This window comes from Hadarchaeum sp. (SeqCode) (genome assembly GCF_049969415.1).
Lineage (GTDB): Archaea > Hadarchaeota > Hadarchaeia > Hadarchaeales > Hadarchaeaceae > Hadarchaeum.
The window spans coordinates 1-2,166 of sequence record NZ_JBMFOX010000094.1 but is presented as its reverse complement, the minus strand read 5'-3'; the positions used below and the strand labels follow the sequence as shown (position 1 = coordinate 2,166).

Genomic DNA, 2,166 nt, shown 5'->3' with positions numbered 1-2,166 from the left:
AGAAAGGCCGCCTTGGCGTTGCCGCCTTCCTTGCAAAGCTGGTAATCCCGCAGGGCATTGGTCCGGATCAGCCGGAAAACTTTCAGTCTTTTGCCCAGGAGCTCCTCGTGGTCGAAGGCCTGGACTTCTTCCCGGTTGAGGTGTCGGGCCAGCTTCAGGTCGTTCCACACCGTGCGCTCGGAAACGCCCATGAGATCGGCAATATCTCCGGGGCGCATGCCGCCGATGTAGTGGCCCTGAACCTCCATGGCCCGAGCGATTTTCTGTTCCCGTTTGGACAGTTTCTTGTCCAAGTCCTTTCCCTTTTCCTGCAAAAATTTTTTCAGTCCGCCCCAATCCAGCCGGCGAAGAAATACCGCAAGGCGTCCAGGGCGTGATGTCGGCCCTTGCCAGGTTCGTGGACCATGTAACCCTTGAGCTCAGAGATCAGTTCCTTGCAGCGGTGATGGATCAGGAGGCCGGGCAGGCCGTCGGGCCTCACCTTCAGCCAGCGCCGCACCAGCTCCTGGCCCACCTCCACGCTGCGGTGGGGCGCCTTGACCTCGATCCCCAGGATTTCCGACAGCACCGCCCGTTTCTCAGGGTCCGAAGGATCGGCGAAGGCATCGGTGATCCGGCCGTAGCCAGAGGCCAGTTGCATCTCCAGGAGAGCCCGGCCGTTCTCCGCGGTGGTCCGGAAACGCTGGTAGTATTCATCCAGCACCAGAACCCGCTCGCCCCGGTCAATGGGCTGAATCCACAGGCAGGCGAAGGGGTTCTTGTAGCCGAAGTCGATGCCCAGGTAAAGTTCCCCCTCGGGCCGATAGTCAAACACGGCCAGGTTGCGGCTCATTTCAAATCTCCCGGCTTGATGTTCAATTTGGCCATGAACTGCCCCGCCGCCTCTTTCTGGAGAAGAGCCTCCACCGCGTGGTTCAGGGTGCCGTCGGGCAGGATCACCTGGCCCCCTTTGAGGGCTTTGAACCCCTCCATCACCACCAGATGCGGCAACTGGCTCAACGCTGCCCAGCCCTGAAAATCGATTAGAGTCTGCCGCCAGACCTCGTCCAGATCCACTTCTTCGCCGGGGCCGGGAGGATCGGGAAGGGTTCGCGGCACCAGGGGCCAGGTTGCGGCCAGGCGCAGGAGGTGTTTATCCTGGGCCACCAGCGCAGCTCCCTGGAAGTTGTCCGCCGCCCGGTACGGCAAAAGAGCCTCACGCCAGCCCATGATGAGCCTCCTCACTAATCGATTCAGAGGATTGCAGGGCTTCTTCCTTGATCAATTGCTCCAGGCCGATCTGGGCTAGTTCCATAAGCTTCAGGAAGGCGGCGGCGGAGTTCTTGATCTGGCAGCGCTTCTTGAGCCGCACGATGAGGTCGAAGAAGGCATCGTAGGCGTTGAGATTTGCCAGGTACACCGCATCCCCGGCAAAGGCCGCGGAGGTTTCCTTGAGTAGTTGGTCCAGGTCCTCCAGTTCCTCGGGGAGGAACAGAAAGCTGGTCAGTTTGTAGCGAAGACGTTGCTCGGTGATGGCCGCAAACTGGATGCCCTGGAGGGCCTTGAGGGTGTCGGAGTCCAGCCCGGCGTACATCCGGGCCTGCACGTCCTTGATGCTCTCCCACAACTCCTTCAGGATCACCAGGTCGTCCTGGCCGGCAATGGCGTTGTGGGAAAGCTGGATGGCCAGGCGCTCGTCCATGTCCTTTTCCCCGGCGATCACCAGCACCAGGACCTGCTCGACCCCGGCTTGCCGGGCGGCCATGACCCGGTGGTTGCCGGAGAGGACCCGGAGTTTGCCGTCCTTTTCCCGGTAGCACAGGGGCAGAGAGGAAAGGTTCCCGTCCTTTTTGACGTTCTCCACCAGGGTCTGGAACTGCTCGGCCTTCATGTAGCGGGCGTTCTTCTCCAGGAGCTTGAGCTCTCCTGGATCGGCCAACTCCAGCCGGTAGGGAAAAAGGTCCGAGAGCTTCTCGTTGAGCAGGTTCAGGACTTCTCGAACTTCTTCAGCCATAAAGAAATGACCTCGCTTAAATCCAGGATGCCCATATCCGTCTCGTAGACCAGCTTGCCAGGGTCCCTCCGGGCCAACTGGTAAAGGCCCCGGTACTTCATGGACACCGGCTTGTCGGTGAAGACCATGGTCCTGCACTTTGGTATCTCCAGGAGGAATTTCTCTTCCAACAA

General features: G+C 60.2%; 4 protein-coding genes and 1 pseudogene. All 5 read right to left on the bottom strand.

From position 1 onward, the window contains the following. Nucleotides 1–314, bottom strand: a 314-nt coding sequence (locus ACP5PX_RS07980; protein ID WP_428085420.1) for an ECF-type sigma factor, incomplete at its 3' end; no start/stop codon positions are given. Nucleotides 315–322: 8 nt separating this feature from the next. Further along, a complete protein-coding gene (locus tag ACP5PX_RS07975; RefSeq protein WP_428085419.1) occupies nt 323–832 on the bottom strand; it encodes a hypothetical protein in 510 nt (169 codons plus the stop codon). Beyond that, entirely contained in the window at nt 829–1,209 is a 381-nt protein-coding gene (locus ACP5PX_RS07970; RefSeq protein WP_428085418.1) for a hypothetical protein, read from the bottom strand. The genes ACP5PX_RS07975 and ACP5PX_RS07970 overlap by 4 nt, the downstream gene beginning before the upstream one ends. Next, nucleotides 1,196–1,993, bottom strand: a complete 798-nt coding sequence (locus ACP5PX_RS07965; protein WP_428085417.1) for a ParB/RepB/Spo0J family partition protein — start codon at nt 1,991–1,993, stop codon at nt 1,196–1,198. The genes ACP5PX_RS07970 and ACP5PX_RS07965 overlap by 14 nt, the downstream gene beginning before the upstream one ends. Continuing rightward, nucleotides 1,966–2,166, bottom strand: a pseudogene (locus ACP5PX_RS07960) (hypothetical protein); the annotation flags it as partial. The gene ACP5PX_RS07965 and the pseudogene ACP5PX_RS07960, both read right to left, overlap by 28 nt.

What these genes read in the sequence shown, in the direction of transcription:
- ACP5PX_RS07965 (WP_428085417.1), bottom strand. Translation starts at nt 1,993, where the DNA reads ATGGCTGAAGAAGTTCGAGAAGTCCTGAACCTGCTCAACGAGAAGCTC.
- ACP5PX_RS07970 (WP_428085418.1), bottom strand. Translation starts at nt 1,209, where the DNA reads ATGGGCTGGCGTGAGGCTCTTTTGCCGTACCGGGCGGCGGACAACTTC.
- ACP5PX_RS07975 (WP_428085419.1), bottom strand. Translation starts at nt 832, where the DNA reads ATGAGCCGCAACCTGGCCGTGTTTGACTATCGGCCCGAGGGGGAACTT.